12 protein-coding genes are annotated in these 14,882 nt (G+C 61.2%); 3 read left to right on the top strand and 9 right to left on the bottom strand.

Annotation, left to right across the window (positions count from 1 at the left end; all coding sequences use genetic code 11):
• Positions 1 to 210 precede the first annotated feature (210 nt).
• The 3 genes from ADJ70_RS02175 to ADJ70_RS02165 all read right to left on the bottom strand — a co-directional run bounded on the left by ADJ70_RS02175 (position 211) and on the right by ADJ70_RS02165 (position 5,431).
• Positions 211 to 1,701: an RNA-binding domain-containing protein gene (locus tag ADJ70_RS02175; protein WP_050343095.1), complete on the bottom strand. Its 1,491-nt coding sequence runs from the start codon at positions 1,699 to 1,701 to the stop codon at positions 211 to 213.
• A gap of 575 nt (positions 1,702 to 2,276) precedes the next feature.
• On the bottom strand, positions 2,277 to 2,942 hold the full coding sequence (locus tag ADJ70_RS02170) for a transaldolase family protein (RefSeq protein WP_050343093.1): 666 nt from the start codon (positions 2,940 to 2,942) through the stop codon (positions 2,277 to 2,279).
• A gap of 71 nt (positions 2,943 to 3,013) precedes the next feature.
• A complete protein-coding gene (locus ADJ70_RS02165; protein WP_050343092.1) occupies positions 3,014 to 5,431 on the bottom strand; it encodes a glycyl radical protein in 2,418 nt (805 codons plus the stop codon).
• A 246-nt stretch (positions 5,432 to 5,677) separates the two neighbouring features.
• On the opposite strand from ADJ70_RS02165, the gene ADJ70_RS02160 reads away from it, so the two are divergent.
• Both ADJ70_RS02160 and ADJ70_RS02155 read left to right on the top strand, forming a co-directional pair.
• A complete protein-coding gene (locus ADJ70_RS02160) occupies positions 5,678 to 6,586 on the top strand; it encodes a glycyl-radical enzyme activating protein (RefSeq protein WP_050343090.1) in 909 nt (302 codons plus the stop codon).
• Positions 6,587 to 6,641: 55 nt separating this feature from the next.
• Positions 6,642 to 7,025 (top strand): kinase/pyrophosphorylase, encoded by a 384-nt coding sequence (locus tag ADJ70_RS02155; protein ID WP_050343088.1) that lies wholly within the window; start codon positions 6,642 to 6,644, stop codon positions 7,023 to 7,025.
• A gap of 750 nt (positions 7,026 to 7,775) precedes the next feature.
• Here ADJ70_RS02155 and ADJ70_RS02145 read toward each other — a convergent pair.
• The 4 genes from ADJ70_RS02145 to ADJ70_RS02130 form a co-directional block, all read right to left on the bottom strand.
• Positions 7,776 to 9,557, bottom strand: a complete 1,782-nt coding sequence (locus ADJ70_RS02145) for an IS1634 family transposase (protein WP_050343084.1) — start codon at positions 9,555 to 9,557, stop codon at positions 7,776 to 7,778.
• A 933-nt stretch (positions 9,558 to 10,490) separates the two neighbouring features.
• Positions 10,491 to 11,225, bottom strand: a complete 735-nt coding sequence (locus ADJ70_RS02140) for a hypothetical protein (protein ID WP_157051356.1) — start codon at positions 11,223 to 11,225, stop codon at positions 10,491 to 10,493.
• Positions 11,225 to 12,013, bottom strand: coding sequence for an ABC transporter ATP-binding protein (locus tag ADJ70_RS02135; RefSeq protein ID WP_050343079.1), 789 nt, complete (start codon positions 12,011 to 12,013; stop codon positions 11,225 to 11,227). The genes ADJ70_RS02140 and ADJ70_RS02135 overlap by 1 nt, the downstream gene beginning before the upstream one ends.
• Entirely contained in the window at positions 12,010 to 12,912 is a 903-nt protein-coding gene (locus ADJ70_RS02130; RefSeq protein WP_050343077.1) for a helix-turn-helix transcriptional regulator, read from the bottom strand. Before ADJ70_RS02130 ends, ADJ70_RS02135 begins: the two co-directional genes overlap by 4 nt.
• Before the next feature lie 395 nt (positions 12,913 to 13,307).
• On the opposite strand from ADJ70_RS02130, the gene ADJ70_RS02125 reads away from it, so the two are divergent.
• On the top strand, positions 13,308 to 14,057 hold the full coding sequence (locus tag ADJ70_RS02125; RefSeq protein WP_050343075.1) for a DeoR/GlpR family DNA-binding transcription regulator: 750 nt from the start codon (positions 13,308 to 13,310) through the stop codon (positions 14,055 to 14,057).
• Between the two features lie 83 nt (positions 14,058 to 14,140).
• Here the strand turns inward: ADJ70_RS02125 and ADJ70_RS02120 are convergent, their stop codons facing one another.
• Positions 14,141 to 14,479, bottom strand: a complete 339-nt coding sequence (locus tag ADJ70_RS02120; RefSeq protein WP_050343073.1) for a type II toxin-antitoxin system PemK/MazF family toxin — start codon at positions 14,477 to 14,479, stop codon at positions 14,141 to 14,143.
• Positions 14,472 to 14,750, bottom strand: a complete 279-nt coding sequence (locus ADJ70_RS02115) for a type II toxin-antitoxin system RelB/DinJ family antitoxin (protein WP_050343071.1) — start codon at positions 14,748 to 14,750, stop codon at positions 14,472 to 14,474. Before ADJ70_RS02115 ends, ADJ70_RS02120 begins: the two co-directional genes overlap by 8 nt.
• Between the last annotated feature and the right edge of the window lie 132 nt (positions 14,751 to 14,882).

The raw sequence follows: 14,882 nt of genomic DNA, 5'->3' as shown, positions 1-14,882 counted from the left end.
CGCCTCCCGTCCTTGCACCCCATCGATGGGGGCACGCTACGCTTACCATGCGATTAGGTCGTGGATATGGTACAAGGGCCAGTCCCGCAGGACCGGCCCATGCAAAGCCTCGAAGACTTTGACATCTGAGTTTATAACGACAGGCTTGTCTGGCCTCGTCAATGGTTCCTGGCTCTTCGAGGTCACCCGTACTCCCAAGCTACTCCCAAATTACTCCCAAACAAGTTTGGGAGTATCGTAGTACTGAGACGGATCTCGCTTACTTGTTCCGTGCCAAGAAAGCAGCTCCGAGTCTGAGAGATACTTAAGTGTCCTTGAAGCAGTTTGTTTTGATATTCCAGCTTCTTGCGCTAATATCGCCGTTGTGACACGACCTTGCGATTGGGCAAGATCGAGCGCCATTTGTTGATTCTTGGTCAGATGTACTTGTCTATGCCCTTGAAGTTGCGCCTTTTCGGTCCGACCGTCTTCCGCAGCCTTCGTTTTCCTTAGCGGAAGGACGATTGTGGAACGCTCTGGGTTTACCTCCTCGGAGAGTATCGGCCGCTCGTAGCCGACCTTCGTCCACTTCCTCACCATGTCCGGGATACCTCCACCAGCACGTTCGCCTACGTTGATGAGCGAGAACATCTTCATCATGGTCTCATTGCGAGGGTCAGAGTTGCCGCCGATGTAGGCCGCTTCGATGTCGATGCGGAAGCCTCCGGGATTGGAGAGGCGAAGCTCGTCCTCTTTCCAGAGGATGACGACTCCGCGCCGTTCGTGGTAGTCGGCATTGGTGAGGCAGTTCGCCAGCGCCTCGCGCAGGGCGTCGTGCGCGTCCGTCTCATCGACGCGCAGGCTGTTCTCGTCGAGCCGGAAGGGCACCTGAAGCGCCTGCCTCATGTTGTTGTACACGCGCCGATAGAAGTCGAAGACGTTCCCCGACCAGCTGTCGTCCTGCGATGTTATGCGCATCTGCCAGCGTTCGTCGGGATCAAGCTCCTGCCTGTAGTCGAGAAAGAAATGGGGGAACTCCGCCATGATGCGCCACTCCTCGCCGAACATGAGCAGCCCGGCGCTCGTGGGATGGATCGCGCCGCCAGCGTCGATCTTCGCCGCACCAATGCGGCACAAGAACTCGTCCGTGGGCAGCTCCGTCCAAGCGTGCGAATCATGGTGAATGCCATAACTTGTCCGGTACGAGGCGATAGACTCTGCGGACAGGTCATCCACAGACAGATTCTCGCGAATCTGCGAGTCGATTGATTCTTCAGAAGCATCGCGGTACATGGCATGAATCTCGCTCGCAGCACATCGATAATCGCCCTTATGGTCCCGCCGGTACGTCCCGGTCATGGGGTTTCCGTTGACGTAGACCGGCCGCAGGTGCCTGTCCGCGCGCGGGACATCGATAACTATGAGCTGCGCGCCCTCGACGCCCTCGATGCGCACATCCCTGTCTGCGAGAACGCAGGGATACAGCTTGTCGGAGCTGTGGGCCGCGTTCCAGAAGTCGTCGAGTATCTTGTCCGCATTCGATAGCCCGGAGACCTCGAGTGTACCTTCCTTGCGCTCCTTGGCTCCGAGCACGATCATGCCACCGTTCGTATTGGCGAACGCCGAGATTGTCTCCCAGATGCTCCTTGGAAGTCCTCCTTGTGCCGCCTTGGCTTCAAGGCGATTGCTTTCCTTATATCTGTCAAGATTGCTCAGGTCCACGGGATTTCCTCCTTGTCACCGTACATTCTATCTGCCGTGGCATCATCTTGGAACTGCGCTTTTCCGAATGCGGAGCAACATCGGGCTCTTCAGGGGTTTGTGTGGATTAACGCCTCGGCGAAGACGCCGCTAACGGCAGCGCCACTCGTGCAGAGCCTGTCTTCCCGACCAAGCGGGAGGGGCCAGCGAGGGGGCGCCGCCGGCACGCCGTGGCGGTCGAGGCGCTCGTGCCACCTGACGCAACTCGCGTCGCAATTCGTATCGCGACTCGCGTCGCAACAGTGTACACAAATGCCCCAAAACGGCGCCGAGGGGCCCGATCCTCCCATCTGTGTACACTATTGCGATCCCAAGGCCACCCACAACCCAAATCCACGGCCCAACAGTGTACACAAATGCCCCGAAACGGCGCCGAGGGGCCATTTTGGCCGATTTGTGTACACTCCTGACTATCCCCACGGCCGCTCGCGCGACCGGGCGGGGCCACGGGTCCCACGATATCGACGACCCCATGGCCCCCGTGATGCCAGGGCGACTTGGACCTGAGGCCCACGCCGTCAAGGCGGTGGCCAGACCTATAGTGTGGTCCTTCCGTACGCCTTCTGCCAGTTGGCACAGAACTCGTCCATGGCGATGGCAGTGCCGGGGTGGTCCACCATATCTCGGATGGTGTCAGGGTTCACTGTGATGGCTGGCACGCCCGCAGCCAGCAGCTGGTGCACCTGGTCGACGTTCTTGAAGCTTGCCGCACAGACCTTTGCCGCAAGGCCATACTGTGCCAGGGTTTGGACGAGCTCGATGACCTGGCCCACACCATCGCCGTAGTTGCACATGCGGTTGACGTAAGGTGCCAGGTAGTCGGCACCAGCCTTGGCAGCCCAGAATGCCTGGTCGGGCGAGTAGATGCCGGTGGCCAACACCTTGATGCCCATGGCCTTGGCAGCCGGGATGGCACGCAGGCCCTCATGGGTGACGGGAATCTTCACTACGATGTTCTTGCCGCCGCGGATAGAGGCAATCTTTTGCGCCTCAGCAAGGATGCTGTCATAGTCGGGCGAGACGACCTGGGCAATGATCTTCTGGTCCTCGGTGAGGACCTCGCAGAGCTCTGCAAACACCTGCTCAGGGTCCTTTCCGCTCTTAGTGAGGATGGTGGGGTTGGTGGTGACGCCATCAATGGGAAGAAACGCGGCAAGCTCCCGAATGGCCTCGATATCGGCGCTATCAATGAAGAACTCCATGGTGATTCCCTTTCTTTTGAGGTGAGGGTCCCTTGCGTCCCCTTTGCCTGGTGCCTCTGCCCGCGTCTTACTTACAGCACCTGTTCGGTACGGTCGATGATGTCATCCTGCGTCGCCTTGGAGAGCACATTGAAGAACGCGCTGTACCCTGCAACGCGAACGATGAGATCCTTGTGCGCCTCGGGATGAGCCTGGGCGTCAAGCAGCGTAGCTCGATCCACGACGTTGAACTGCACATGGTAGCCATGGAGGCGGTTGAAGAAGGTGCGCATCATCATTTGCAGCTTCTGTCTGTTCTGCTCGCTTGCCAACATGGTGGGGGTCACCTTCTGGTTGAGCAGGACGCCACCGGTAATCTTGTCAGTAGGCAGCTTGGTGACAGTCTTAAACACAGCCGTCGGGCCCTGCTTGTCACAGTTGTGCGCAGGGCTGCAGCCCTCCGCGAGCGGCTCGTGCGCGTGACGGCCGTCTGGGGTTGCCATGGTTCCCATACCTTGGCCCACGTTCGCGCTGATCGAGCTGGTGCCAGCGTAGCGGATGCCGCCGATGGGCCCGCGCCCAAAGCGCGTGTTGTGGTACTTGGCCACCTCGTCGATGTAGGGCTCGTAGCACTCAACAGCCAGAGAGTCTACGTAGTCGTCGTCATTTCCATATTTAGGCGCGTCATCGATGAGCATCTGACGGATGCGCTCGCCCTCCTCACCGGCAAAGTCAGAGAGCAGGGCGTCCCACAGCTCTTGGCGCGAGATCTTGCCTTCCTCGTAGACAAGCTTCTTGATAGCGGCGAGGCTGTCGGACATGTTCGCGATACCCACCTGCAAACCACTGATGAAGTCGTAGACCGCGCCACCTTCCTTGATGGTCTTGCCACGGGCGATGCAGTCGTCAGTGAGGGCAGAGCAGAGCACGTCGGGCACGTCGCGCTCGGAGGCCTTGTCGATGGCGTTCTCCACCACCACGGACCACTTGGTCATCTCGCGCAGGCTGGCCTTCCAGGCTGCCATGAGGTCGTCGAAGCTTTCCCACTCAAGAAAGTTCCCGTGGCCCTCCACAAGACGTTTGCCGGAGGTGAGGTCCACGCCTCCGTTCATCGCAGTGAGTAGCAGGCGTGGGAAGTTGATGTAGCTCATACCGGTGCAACGGTAGCCCCAGCGGCCGGGGACAGCGGTCTCCACACAGCCGATGGCGCTGTAGTTGTAGGCATCGTGCTCGGAGACCCCCCATGCCAGGAAGCTCGGGATGATGATCTCATCATTGTTGAGGGCGGGCATGCCAAAGCCCAGCCGCATGACCTCAATGCACTCGGCGAAGAAGTCTGGGTTGAGCTTGGCGTGATAGCGCACGGTAAGGTTGGGCTGGGTGAGGCGGGTCTGCGCGACAGAGCGCAGCACCAGCCAAGAGAGCGGGTTCACGGCGTCCTCGTGGGTATCGGGCGTCTGACCACCGATGGTGACGTTCTGATACATGGGGCTCCCTGCGGAACTGTAGGTGTGAGCCTGACTGCGTATCTTCTGCACGGTGAGCGTCTTGATCCACAGGTTAGCGAGCAGCTCGGTGGCCTCGTCCTCGCTGATGCGCCTAGCTGCGAGGTCAGCCTCGTAGTATGGATCCATATACTGGTCAAAGCGGCCGAAGGAGAGGGAGTGGCCATTGGACTCTATTTGCAGTAGCACCTGGCTGAACCAGACGGCCTGCACGGCCTCATAGAAGGTCTTGGCCGGCTCATAGGGCACACGCGTGCAGGCAGCGGCCATGCGCTCGAGCTCAGCCTTGCGCACCGGGTCACCGCACGCAGCGGCCTGCTCGGCAGCGAGCGTCGCGTAGCGGCCTGCCCAGCGGCGCACGGCATCGATCACGATGAGGACAGCCTTGTAGAAGACATACTTGTCCACCGAGTCGGGGTCAGCGAGGTCGAGCGCGGCCTTGGCGGCACGCGTGCGCTCCTCGTAGCCGCGCAGACCCTCCCTGAGCATACGGGCGTGGTTGATAGCCAAGTGCGCGTCGCCGGCGTTCAGCTTGCCCTCCATGCCAAAGATGCCCGTCTCCATGAAGACGGAGACCTCATCGGGCAGCAACGCCTCACCGCGAGCGCGCAGGTTGTTGTTCCCCCAGAAGGGGGCGATATCGCGTATGGCCTGCTTGTCGGCCTCCGTCATATAGAAGACGTCGCCGTCGCGCTTCTCGAACGTGTCCAGCTCGTCCATCACAAAGCCCAGCGTGTATTCGGGAAAGACCGGGGCGTTGCCGTTTTTGGTGGCCTGGTTGCCAGCGATGAGGGTCTTGTCCTCTATGTAGATGCTCATGTGGTCAAGGATGTGCGCAAGCGATAGGGCACGACGCATGACGGGCGGTTGGCTCTTTGTCTGGCGATAGCTCTGGGTACAGAGCACGGCGCGCTCTGCATCGACGAAGGGCTTCTCGTCCAACACCTCCTCCCGAAAGGCCTGCATGCGGTCGGTAAGGGCTCCAAAGTGCTCGCGGTTCTCCATGGGACGGTTCCTTTCGTTTGGATCAGACAAACATCCCGTATGCCCGTATTGCTTGTCGGAATCTAATTTACTTTCGTATGTAACCAACGTATCAGTAAACTAGTATTTTGTCAAGTCATTTTCTTTGAAAGATCTTACCTTTCGTTCGTAATATATGATATCATCGTTAGCAGACAACAGTAAGAGGATACTCATAGATTGACCGGTCACAACGCTCAAGAACCAGGAGGAGAGGGACAAACACCCATGCAGACGGCGACTGTCTTCAACATACAGAAGTTCAGCCTCAACGATGGACCGGGCATCCGTACGGTGGTATTCCTCAAGGGATGCCCTCTTCGGTGCGCGTGGTGCGCCAACCCCGAAAGTCAGGCCCGCGCTCCTCAGCTGGAATGGAAGGAGAGCGCGTGTGTGGGATGCGGCGCCTGCCTGGCGGCCGCACCGGGAGCCCGGGCATCTGAGTATGCCGGCAAGCGGCATGTGGACGTGAGGGCGCTTGCCGGCGACTCTGAGGGAGGTCGTGCCGCCGTCGCCGCCTGCCCAACCCACGCCCTCACCTGTACCGGCAAGACGAAGACCGTAGACGAGGTGCTTGACGTATGTCTGCAGGACCGACCGTTCTATGAGGACTCTGGCGGCGGGGTGACGCTCTCTGGCGGCGAGGCGCTCATTTGGCCGCACTTCTGCGAGGAGCTTCTGGAGCGTCTCCACACACAGGGCATCGACACCTGCGTGGAGACCGAGGCATATGTCGAACCTGGCACCTTCCAGCATATTGCCCCCATGCTTGACCACATGCTCATAGACCTCAAGCATGTGAACAGCTCTAAGCTACGGGAGCATACAGGTGCCAAGAATGACCTCATGCTGCAGAACCTCGCCTGGGCCCTTGACCACCATCCCGACGTCACACCTCGCACACCTGTAATCCCAGGATTCAACGACGGTCTTGAGGAGGCACGAGCAATGGCTCGTTGGATCAGGCAGGTAGGCGGCACCCGAGTGCAGCTGCTGCCCTTCCACAACTTCGGAGAGGGCAAGTATGCGCTCATCGACAAGCCCTATGCCCTGCATGGCATGGCCAACCTGCGCCCTGATGATCTAGCCGACTATCGGCAGGTCTACCTCGACGAGGGGGTCGAGGCGTTCTTCTGATCACAGTGCGTCCAGAAGCATTCATCACAAGAGAGGAATAAGAGAGGAATCCAAGATGCCTAGACAGATCACCGTTTATGCTGTTTCCGACATGACGGGCGAGACCGTCGCCCGCCTCGTTCGGGCGGCGTCGGCCCAGTTTCCTACCAGCGACGTGGCCATAAAGGTGTTGCAGCACGCCTCCTCTGCGCAGCAAGTCGTTGACTTCATCGAGGGGCAGGGGGATGACCTTGTACCCTGCGCCGTCTTTCATACCATCCTCACGCTGCGCATGCGCGAGGATCTGCGCACTGCCCTACAGACCCTGCGCATCCCCTCCGTCGATCTTCTGGGATCAACGTCGCACGTGATGGCAGAGCTTTTGGGCAAGCAGCCCCAGGAGACACCCGGGCTCACCATCGATGATGGCGTGCAGCCCACGTACTTCGACCTCGGGTAGGGGTTCTCCGACCCCCCCCCTGACTTCCAGAGGAGTCATAGCGTGGCAACGATCAGTTCATGTCATGCAGAGGCGGGAATGCAGGGACCTTGGCTGAGTGCGGATGAGACGTCCTCAGCCCTACAGCTCTTTACGGCCGTCAGGCAGCTCGTAGTACTGGAACGGATCTGCCTTGTTCTTCCCCTTCCAGACAAGGAGGCCCCCTTTGTCAAGCCTCTTAAGCGTCTTCGACGCAGTCTGCCTCGAGACCTCGCAGCTGCATGAGAGGTCGGAGCTGGTGACCCTGTTAACGGCGCGCCAAGCACTGGGACGAGTCCCCGCGGGCGACGACACCCTGCTCTGCGCGCCAGACAGATTGGTTGATATGTACGCGCACGATGGCCTCCCAAATGGAACCTTCTAGCGCAACTCACACCTACGAAAAGATATCCACCCTAAACATAAAAATAGTAGTGCCCAGCACATTGAGGCACACTCCCCAATAGCAATGTCTACAGGCAGTAGGGTTCTCTCGGCCAGCATTCTCATGAACATCATTGGGTGTATTTCAAATAATGAGTTACATGCATCCCCCTGGGCCATGGTCATCATGATCGCAACAAGTGAGAGTTGTTCGGTCAATACAAGTAGTGCAGTTCTTCCCGCATCTCGCACGACAAGCATAGAAGCCATGCTCATGGACACAAGCGCCACGAATGGCAGAACACAGGGAGCAAACCTGACTTTGGTATTTGGCTCCCATTTATGGTGCTATGAGGCCCCCTTGCAACGCCTCCCGTTGGGCGGGGAGACCTTACCCTCGCCCCGGAGCATCCCGAGCGTGCAGGACGAGATCGCCTTGACGTCGCCCTTGCTGAGGTTGAAGTGCAGCAGGGGCAGGCCGGTCCTGGCGGCCAGCTCCTCGATGATCGGGGTGCGCCTGGACACGTTGACGTACCTCCTGTCGGAGGCCTGGCACACGTCGAGCCCGCGGCAGAGGCCCATCACGTCCTCTGAGGAGTACCGGCCCCCGAGCACCTTGACCTGCAGGAGCCTCACGAGCAGCACCGCTAGGTAGCAGACGAGGAAGTGGCCGGTGATCGTGCTCTGCCTCTGCAGGTAGACGGGCCTGGCGTCGAGCTCGGACTTCATGACCCTGAAGCTCTCCTCGATCCTCCAGAGCCGGTGGTAGGTGCCGTACACCTCGCGGGGCGGCATCGAGGTCTCGGAGGTCACGAGCATGTTGTACCCGGCGACCGACCTCGCCTTCCGGATCGCGTCGTGGTTGAGGGTCGCGACGACCCTGGTGTCCTCCCTGACCTCGCCCTCGCCGTCCACGGGCTCGAAGGTGACGTACCTGGCGCTGTCGCCGTACTCGGACCTCCTCGCCGCCGCGAGCCTGAGGGCCCTGGCCTTCTCCACCTGCCTGTCGATCTCGCGGGTCTGCTTCCTCGCGAGGGCGGGGCTGTAGGTGACCACGCGCCTCTCGGGCAGCGCCACCACCCTCCTCCTCCCGCCGGCGTCCGTGACCCCGTACTCGAAGTCGCCGGTCGACGCCTTGTGGCTGAAGGCGACGCCGCCCCGCCCGTCGGGCACGTCCTGCCAGCCCTCGTCCGAGAGCGCCCAGGCGCGCTCCCTCGCCGGGAGGGCCTTGACCGACTTCGAGAAGATGTAGCCGTCGCCTGACAGCACGGCGTCGACGACGTTGTCCGCGCAGTCGGGGCCCTTGTCGGCGACGCGCACGGTCCGCCCCGATATCGCGTTTCTCTCCTTCAGCTGGCTGATGCACCTCTTGAGCTGGGGCCTCTCGCTCTCGTTGCCGGGGAACACGCTCATCGCGATGGGGACGCAGTCGGCGTCGAGGAGGAGCCCCATCCCCACGATGGGCTCGGGCCTGTGCTCCTTGGAGGGGCCCTTCCTCCCGGGCTGGTCCTCGCGGCCGATCTCGAAGCAGAAGTTGGCGCGGTCGAAGTAGGAGGTCGTGGTGTCCCGACCGAAGAGGCCGCCCACGCGGGCGTTGTAGATCTCGACCACCTTCTCGTACTCCTCACCCAGGTAGGCGAGGCCGTCGTAGAGCTGGTCGAGCGTGAATCCCGCCTCGACGCCCTCCATCTGCGGCAGCACGTCGTGGAAGGTCCTCGACTTCGAGCAGGGCGCCACCGCCCGGGCGAGGACCAGGCAGGAGAGCAGGTCCGCGAGCGAGAAGCGGAAGCCGCTCGGGACCTGCAGGAAGGCGAGGTCGCCCCTGACGCCGAGCGAGTCGTCTATGGCCTTGAGGGCGAAGTGGCCGAGGTGCCTCTCGGAGGGGGCGTCCGATATCTCGCGGACCCTCCCCCTCTCCCTCTCGGCCCTGCGCTCGGCGTTCATCGAGTCGACCTCGGACCTGAGGTGCGCGATCGGGTCGGCGATCCCCGACTCCCTGAGCTCGTGCTCGTAGCCCACCGCCCTCACGGACCTGTTGACGGTGTGGCCCCGCCCGGGGTCCCAGTGGCTCTCGTAGATCTGGAGATAGAGCCCCTTCTTGTTCCTCGTCCTCTTTAGGAAGTAGGCCATCGTCGCCTCCTGTCGGGTGAAAGCGCTATAACACCATAGCACCATATATATATCCTACCAGAGACGCCCTTGTCAAGTCAAGTCCCTGCGCATGAAAATACCAGCTCAAGGCTGGTTTTTACGGAAGCGGGCCGCGTTCGTGACCCTAAGGATTCGTGGTGCTAAACGCTAAACACGAGTTGTTCGGTCAATACAAGTAGTGCAGTTCTTCCCGCATCTCGCACGACAAGCATAGAAGCCATGCTCATGGACACAAGCGCCACGAATGGCAGAACACAGGGAGCAAAATCACAGAGTAGTTGGGCTTCACCCTCGACACCACGGGACTCGCTGACCCCCGCAATCATTATTGCGTGACAGGTAAGCACGCAAAGTATGGTTGGCAAAATAGAAAGTACAAGACCACCTAACCACAATTCCCTGAATATACAGGCACGGCTTGCTCCTATAGCAACTCTAGCCCCTATGATACGCTTGCTAAAGTGGTCCGATGCGACAATCATAGTCACCAGCATACCAAAAGTAAAAGGAATCAAACCGATACTCGATATGAAGTCTAGTGTAAGGAAGCTGCCAGTATCGTACGGAAGCCTGAGAGCCGCAGCAACTCCCACAAGCACCGCAACAGCCGCACAAATCAAGAGCGATGTACCGAACAGTTTTAGGATATTTTTTATCCATATAGTCATACAATGCCAGCCTATTAAACGATAGCGAAGAGACGGTGGTGCACATCGGAGGTATCTGAAAAGACCACTACCCCGCTCCCCCACTTACCACTTACCCGCAAAAAGCTCCAAAAATATCGCCACAGCCACAGCCAAACCCGAAGCCACCCTGCAACACGACATCCTCAAGGCCCTCAATTTCATCGAGACTACGCATGCCATATGCCTTATGACGGCCCTCCCCTCCGGCATAGGGCATGAGCCCTCATGCAAGATCACCGCACCTCACGACGAGCAACGCAGCTGTCGTCAGGACACAGGCCCAGGCCACGCTGACGACCAGTGCGCAGACTGTGGGAAGCTGGCCCGAGTTCGCCCAGTCGAGCGCCGGCAGGGGCAGCCATAGCAGCGGCGCCGTAACCTCGAGGCCCGACATGGTGAGAAGCCACTGCGCGGCGACAACGCCCCCGGCGCAGGCAACCGTGGTCCTCACGCTCTTCGACAGGACCGCCGCGAGTCCCGAGACGGAGGCGCAGGCGGCCACGACGGCCAGCGCCGCAGCCACGTACGCAAGAAAGGACAGCGGGTCGCCTCCCTGCGCGCCCCACCCACCCCCACCCCATCCGCCGTTTGCAAGCGTGCAGTACAACGTGTAAACCAGGGGAAACGCCAGCACGAGGAGAAGCCCTGCCACGTAGAACACGAGGAGCCTGGCGAGGAGCGCCTGTCCGCGCGTGGCGCCGTCGACGACATGGGACTGAAACGTGCGGGTCTCGAAGTCCTCCGCAAGGTACGACCCACCAAACATCGCGGCCACCAGAAGGACGCAGCCGAGCCTCACGGCAACCATGGAGCGCGTCAGCGCGTCGAAGCCCTGCAGGGCGTAGTAGCTTCCGCCCATATACATAAACTGGTACAACCCGAGGATGACCAGGAGGGCGAACAGAAACTGCCTCTCGTGGACAAGCCGGTACATCTCGGCTCTCAGGAGCCGCCCCATCACGCCCACCGCGCCTGACCTCCCATGATCCTCCCGATAAAGTACCTCTCCGCCGACTCTCCCGAGCCGCACGTCCGAGCCAGCTCCCCGTGGGTGCGCTCCTCCACGATCCTCCCTTTGTCCATCAGCACGAACCTGTCCGCCATCTGGTATAGCTCGGACAGGATGTGGCTCGAGATGAGCATGGTCGTGCCCCTCTGGTCGCAGAGCAGGCGAAGCAGCCTCCTCATGTCCGCCATGCCCACCGGGTCCAGGCCGTTGGTGGGCTCGTCCAGGACGAGGAGCGCGGGGTCGCCCACGAGGGCCATGGCTATGCCCAGGCGCTGGCGGGTGCCGAGCGAGAGGTCGCGGGCACGCCTGCCCTGCGCCTCGGCAAGCCCCACGGCCTCCAGGGTGCGGACGATCCCCGCCCTGTCGTAACATCCCTTTTGGTAGGCGCGCATGGCCATGTTCTCGAAGGCCGTGAGGCCCGCGTACACGGCCGGCCCCTCGATGAGGCATCCCATGTGGGTGCGGGCGCGGCAGAGGCCCCTCTCGCCCTCCTGGCCAAAGATGGAGACGGCCCCGGACGTGGGGTGGGACAGGCCGCATATGATGCGCATGAGCGTGGTCTTGCCCGCGCCGTTCCTGCCCACCAGGCCGTAGATCCTGCCGCGCCCCACGCTCAGGCTCACGTGGTCAAGCGCGGGCGCAGGCGCGCCGCGAAAGCGCTTGGTGACGTCCCTGACCTCGAGCACCCGCGCATCGTTATCGCCCACGGCCATGGTCCCTCGCATGACAAACCTCACCGCTCCTTCTTGTCCGAACGCCTGCTTGCGCGTGACTCGCTTCCCCTGTTGTAGCGCTCGGTGGAGCAGGCACCTCCTCGCTGGTAGCCCCGCACGCCAAGGAAGACGGCCAGGGAGAGGAGAAGCCACGAGAGCCCCGCGAGGTGCCACCAGTACCCCGAGACCCACTCGCTCGCATACGACAGGACGAGGGCGGAGCAGAGCATGGCGAGTGCAGCCGCGTAGACGCCCGTCTGGAGCCTGCGCGTGACGCGCCTCTGTTCCGGCGTGTGGAAGTCGTCAACGCGAGGATGCGCCCCCATCATCTCGAGCCGCTCGAGGCGGGCCGTGCGAAGCAGCATGCCGCCCGCGATGGCGGACCCCATCCACAGCGTGACCGCAAACGAGCTCGACGCGCCCAGCCCGACGCAGAGGGAGGAGACGCCCATGCCCATAACGGGCACTGCCCACCCCAGCGCCATGAGCACGCAGCGCCTCGAGACGTAGCGGTCGTAGTCTCGCATCGCGTCGGCCCGCGTCGACGCCTCGGATCCGGCGGCGTCCTTGGCGGGCATGTCGGGGGTCTCGCGCCCGCCTGCGACGGTCACGGGCACTGGGACCTCACGCTCGGCAGGCGCCTCGACGTGACGGTTAGCCCCATACACCAGCTCATCCATCGTGCAACCAAACAGGCTGCAGAGCCGTATCATCTTCTCCAGCTCCGGACGGCTCTTGCCTGCCTCCCACTTCGCGACGGACTGACGGCTGATGCCCAAGCTCTGGGCGAGGGCCGCCTGGCTCATGCCGTGCGCAACCCTCTGGCGTTGAATGCTGTCTCCCACGCTGTCCACGCACCCCCCTTGGCCCGCCGCGCCTTTGTTGTTGCGTATGCCCATCGAATCGTCAGACAGAGCCTGCATGGTCCCCTGCCCCTTTCCTGTCGATCTTGACCCCCTCCACGCGGTTGCCGCAACCAACCGCTGGGCGCTTTTTGTCCGCTCATGCGTCAACCACAAGTTGACAATACGGATCACCTGCGATTTTAGGAAAGGATACTAGCAACTCAGGAAACAGAGGACTGTGGAAATTACGTGTTGCTAGGTCCCGTCATGTCGATCGCCGACCTTCGCCTGGGCCGACCGTGCCGCGATGGCGGCCTCAGCCTGAGAAGGCATCACGGGCCTGCCCACGAAAAGCAAGCGTGGATCGCCTTGCTTCTGCTGAGGGTAGGTCTTTGTCCTTGTAGTGCGAATGAAATTGAAGTACCATGCAAAAACAATGGTACTAACTGCAAAAGAAACTTGGGGCACATACGATGGCCAAGCGTGACAGCCGTATTCTCAGCATACTCACTTCCCGGCAGCGAGTGGAGGTATCGGAACTCAGCGAACTTCTGGGTGTCTCGGAGGTTACGGTTCGCAAGGACTTGGATGCGTTGCAGGAGAGAGGGCTCGTGATTCGCCAACACGGCTTTGCCACGCTCTCCAACCTCAATGACGTGGGTGGGCGTCTGGCATATCACTACGACGAGAAGCGCCGCATCGCGCACGAGGCAGCAAGGCTCGTGCGCGACGACTCAACCATCATGGTCGAGAGCGGCAGCTGCTGCGCACTGCTCGTGCGCGAGCTCGCGGACACGAGGAGGGGCCTGACCATTGTCACCAACAGCGCCTTCATAGCGGGCTACGTGCGTGACAGCGCCAATGTGAGCTGCACGCTTCTAGGCGGCACCTATCAGCGCGACAGCCAGGTGACGGTAGGCCCACTTTTACGTACCTGCGCGCGGGAGTTCTATGTGGAGAAGCTCTTCATCGGCGCAGACGGCTGGGTTCAGGGCGTGGGCCCCACCAACGCCGACCAAATGCGCGGCGACGCCGCATGCTCCATGGCGGAGTCGGCAGAGCAAGTCGTCGTGCTCACCGAATCCGAGAAGTTCGGCCGACGCGGCGCCATCCCCATGCGGCTGTCGGGAAAGCACATGTCGCTCATCACTGACGAGAGTATTCCCAGCAAATGGAGGGAAGCATTGACACACGACGGCGTCGATGTCTGTGTGGCGAGCTGAATTACGAGGCCTCGGAGCACCCCACTCATGCCATCGAGAAGAGCAGTGGAGGATCGAGTCAAGCAGGCGCTGGGGGTAAGCCGCTATCGGGTGATCTTGGCCAGTATCGCCTTGATCGCGTTGATGTCCCCGTTGGTAAGGCATCCGATGCGGCCCGCCGTGCCCAGGTAGCCAGCGGGAATCTCGGCGATGCGATCGAGCCGGACGATCGACGGCTTGTCAAGCCCAGCTGCCTCCCATTCACGTATGGGATGGTCGTGCTCAAGCGATAGTTTGTTGGCGACGCCCGTCACCATGGCCACGAGCAGCCCGTCGAGCCTCGTCGCAAGCACGATGATCGGGCGGTACTTGTAGCCATGGCCCTCGGAGAAGTCAAAGCGAGCATGCCAGACCTCCCAAGGCTGGGGAATCGGCTCACTCATCGCCGTCGTCCCATCCCGCCGGCAGCACAGCCACACCCTCGGCGTTCAGCGGCGCGCGGTAGGCCACGGCGGCGATGGCATCGTAGGACGGCACCTCCGGGCGCAGGTCGAAGGGAAGGCCCCCGACCTCGATGGATTTGACGAGGAACGTGTTGATGGCGTCATTGAGGCTCAGGCCCCAGCGGGCGTACACCTCGGTGGCACCCTTCTTCACTTCGTCGGTCGTGCGCGTCTTTATCTCGGCGCGCCTCGTCACTGCTGCGGTTGCCATCGGGAACCTCCTCCTATTAATACCCATGTTGTACCCGAATAGGGTACTATTCTCAACTATAACTTGAGGAGTAAGTCAGTCACGCGACGGGGACCCTTCACCTCCCCTTTCTACTCTTAACGGTGAGACCCG

Origin of the sequence: Olsenella sp. oral taxon 807 (assembly GCF_001189515.2) — a bacterium.
GTDB lineage: Bacteria > Actinomycetota > Coriobacteriia > Coriobacteriales > Atopobiaceae > Olsenella_F.
Note: the sequence above shows the minus strand (reverse complement) of the source record. Positions and strands in the feature narration are given on the sequence as shown.

Coding starts and splice junctions, on each gene's coding strand:
- ADJ70_RS02170 (WP_050343093.1), bottom strand. CDS start 2,942: ATGGAGTTCTTCATTGATAGCGCCGATATCGAGGCCATTCGGGAGCTT.
- ADJ70_RS02165 (WP_050343092.1), bottom strand. CDS start 5,431: ATGGAGAACCGCGAGCACTTTGGAGCCCTTACCGACCGCATGCAGGCC.
- ADJ70_RS02160 (WP_050343090.1), top strand. CDS start 5,678: ATGCAGACGGCGACTGTCTTCAACATACAGAAGTTCAGCCTCAACGAT.
- ADJ70_RS02155 (WP_050343088.1), top strand. CDS start 6,642: ATGCCTAGACAGATCACCGTTTATGCTGTTTCCGACATGACGGGCGAG.
- ADJ70_RS02145 (WP_050343084.1), bottom strand. CDS start 9,557: ATGGCCTACTTCCTAAAGAGGACGAGGAACAAGAAGGGGCTCTATCTC.
- ADJ70_RS02140 (WP_157051356.1), bottom strand. CDS start 11,225: ATGGGGCGGCTCCTGAGAGCCGAGATGTACCGGCTTGTCCACGAGAGG.
- ADJ70_RS02130 (WP_050343077.1), bottom strand. CDS start 12,912: ATGCAGGCTCTGTCTGACGATTCGATGGGCATACGCAACAACAAAGGC.
- ADJ70_RS02125 (WP_050343075.1), top strand. CDS start 13,308: ATGGCCAAGCGTGACAGCCGTATTCTCAGCATACTCACTTCCCGGCAG.
- ADJ70_RS02120 (WP_050343073.1), bottom strand. CDS start 14,479: ATGAGTGAGCCGATTCCCCAGCCTTGGGAGGTCTGGCATGCTCGCTTT.
- ADJ70_RS02115 (WP_050343071.1), bottom strand. CDS start 14,750: ATGGCAACCGCAGCAGTGACGAGGCGCGCCGAGATAAAGACGCGCACG.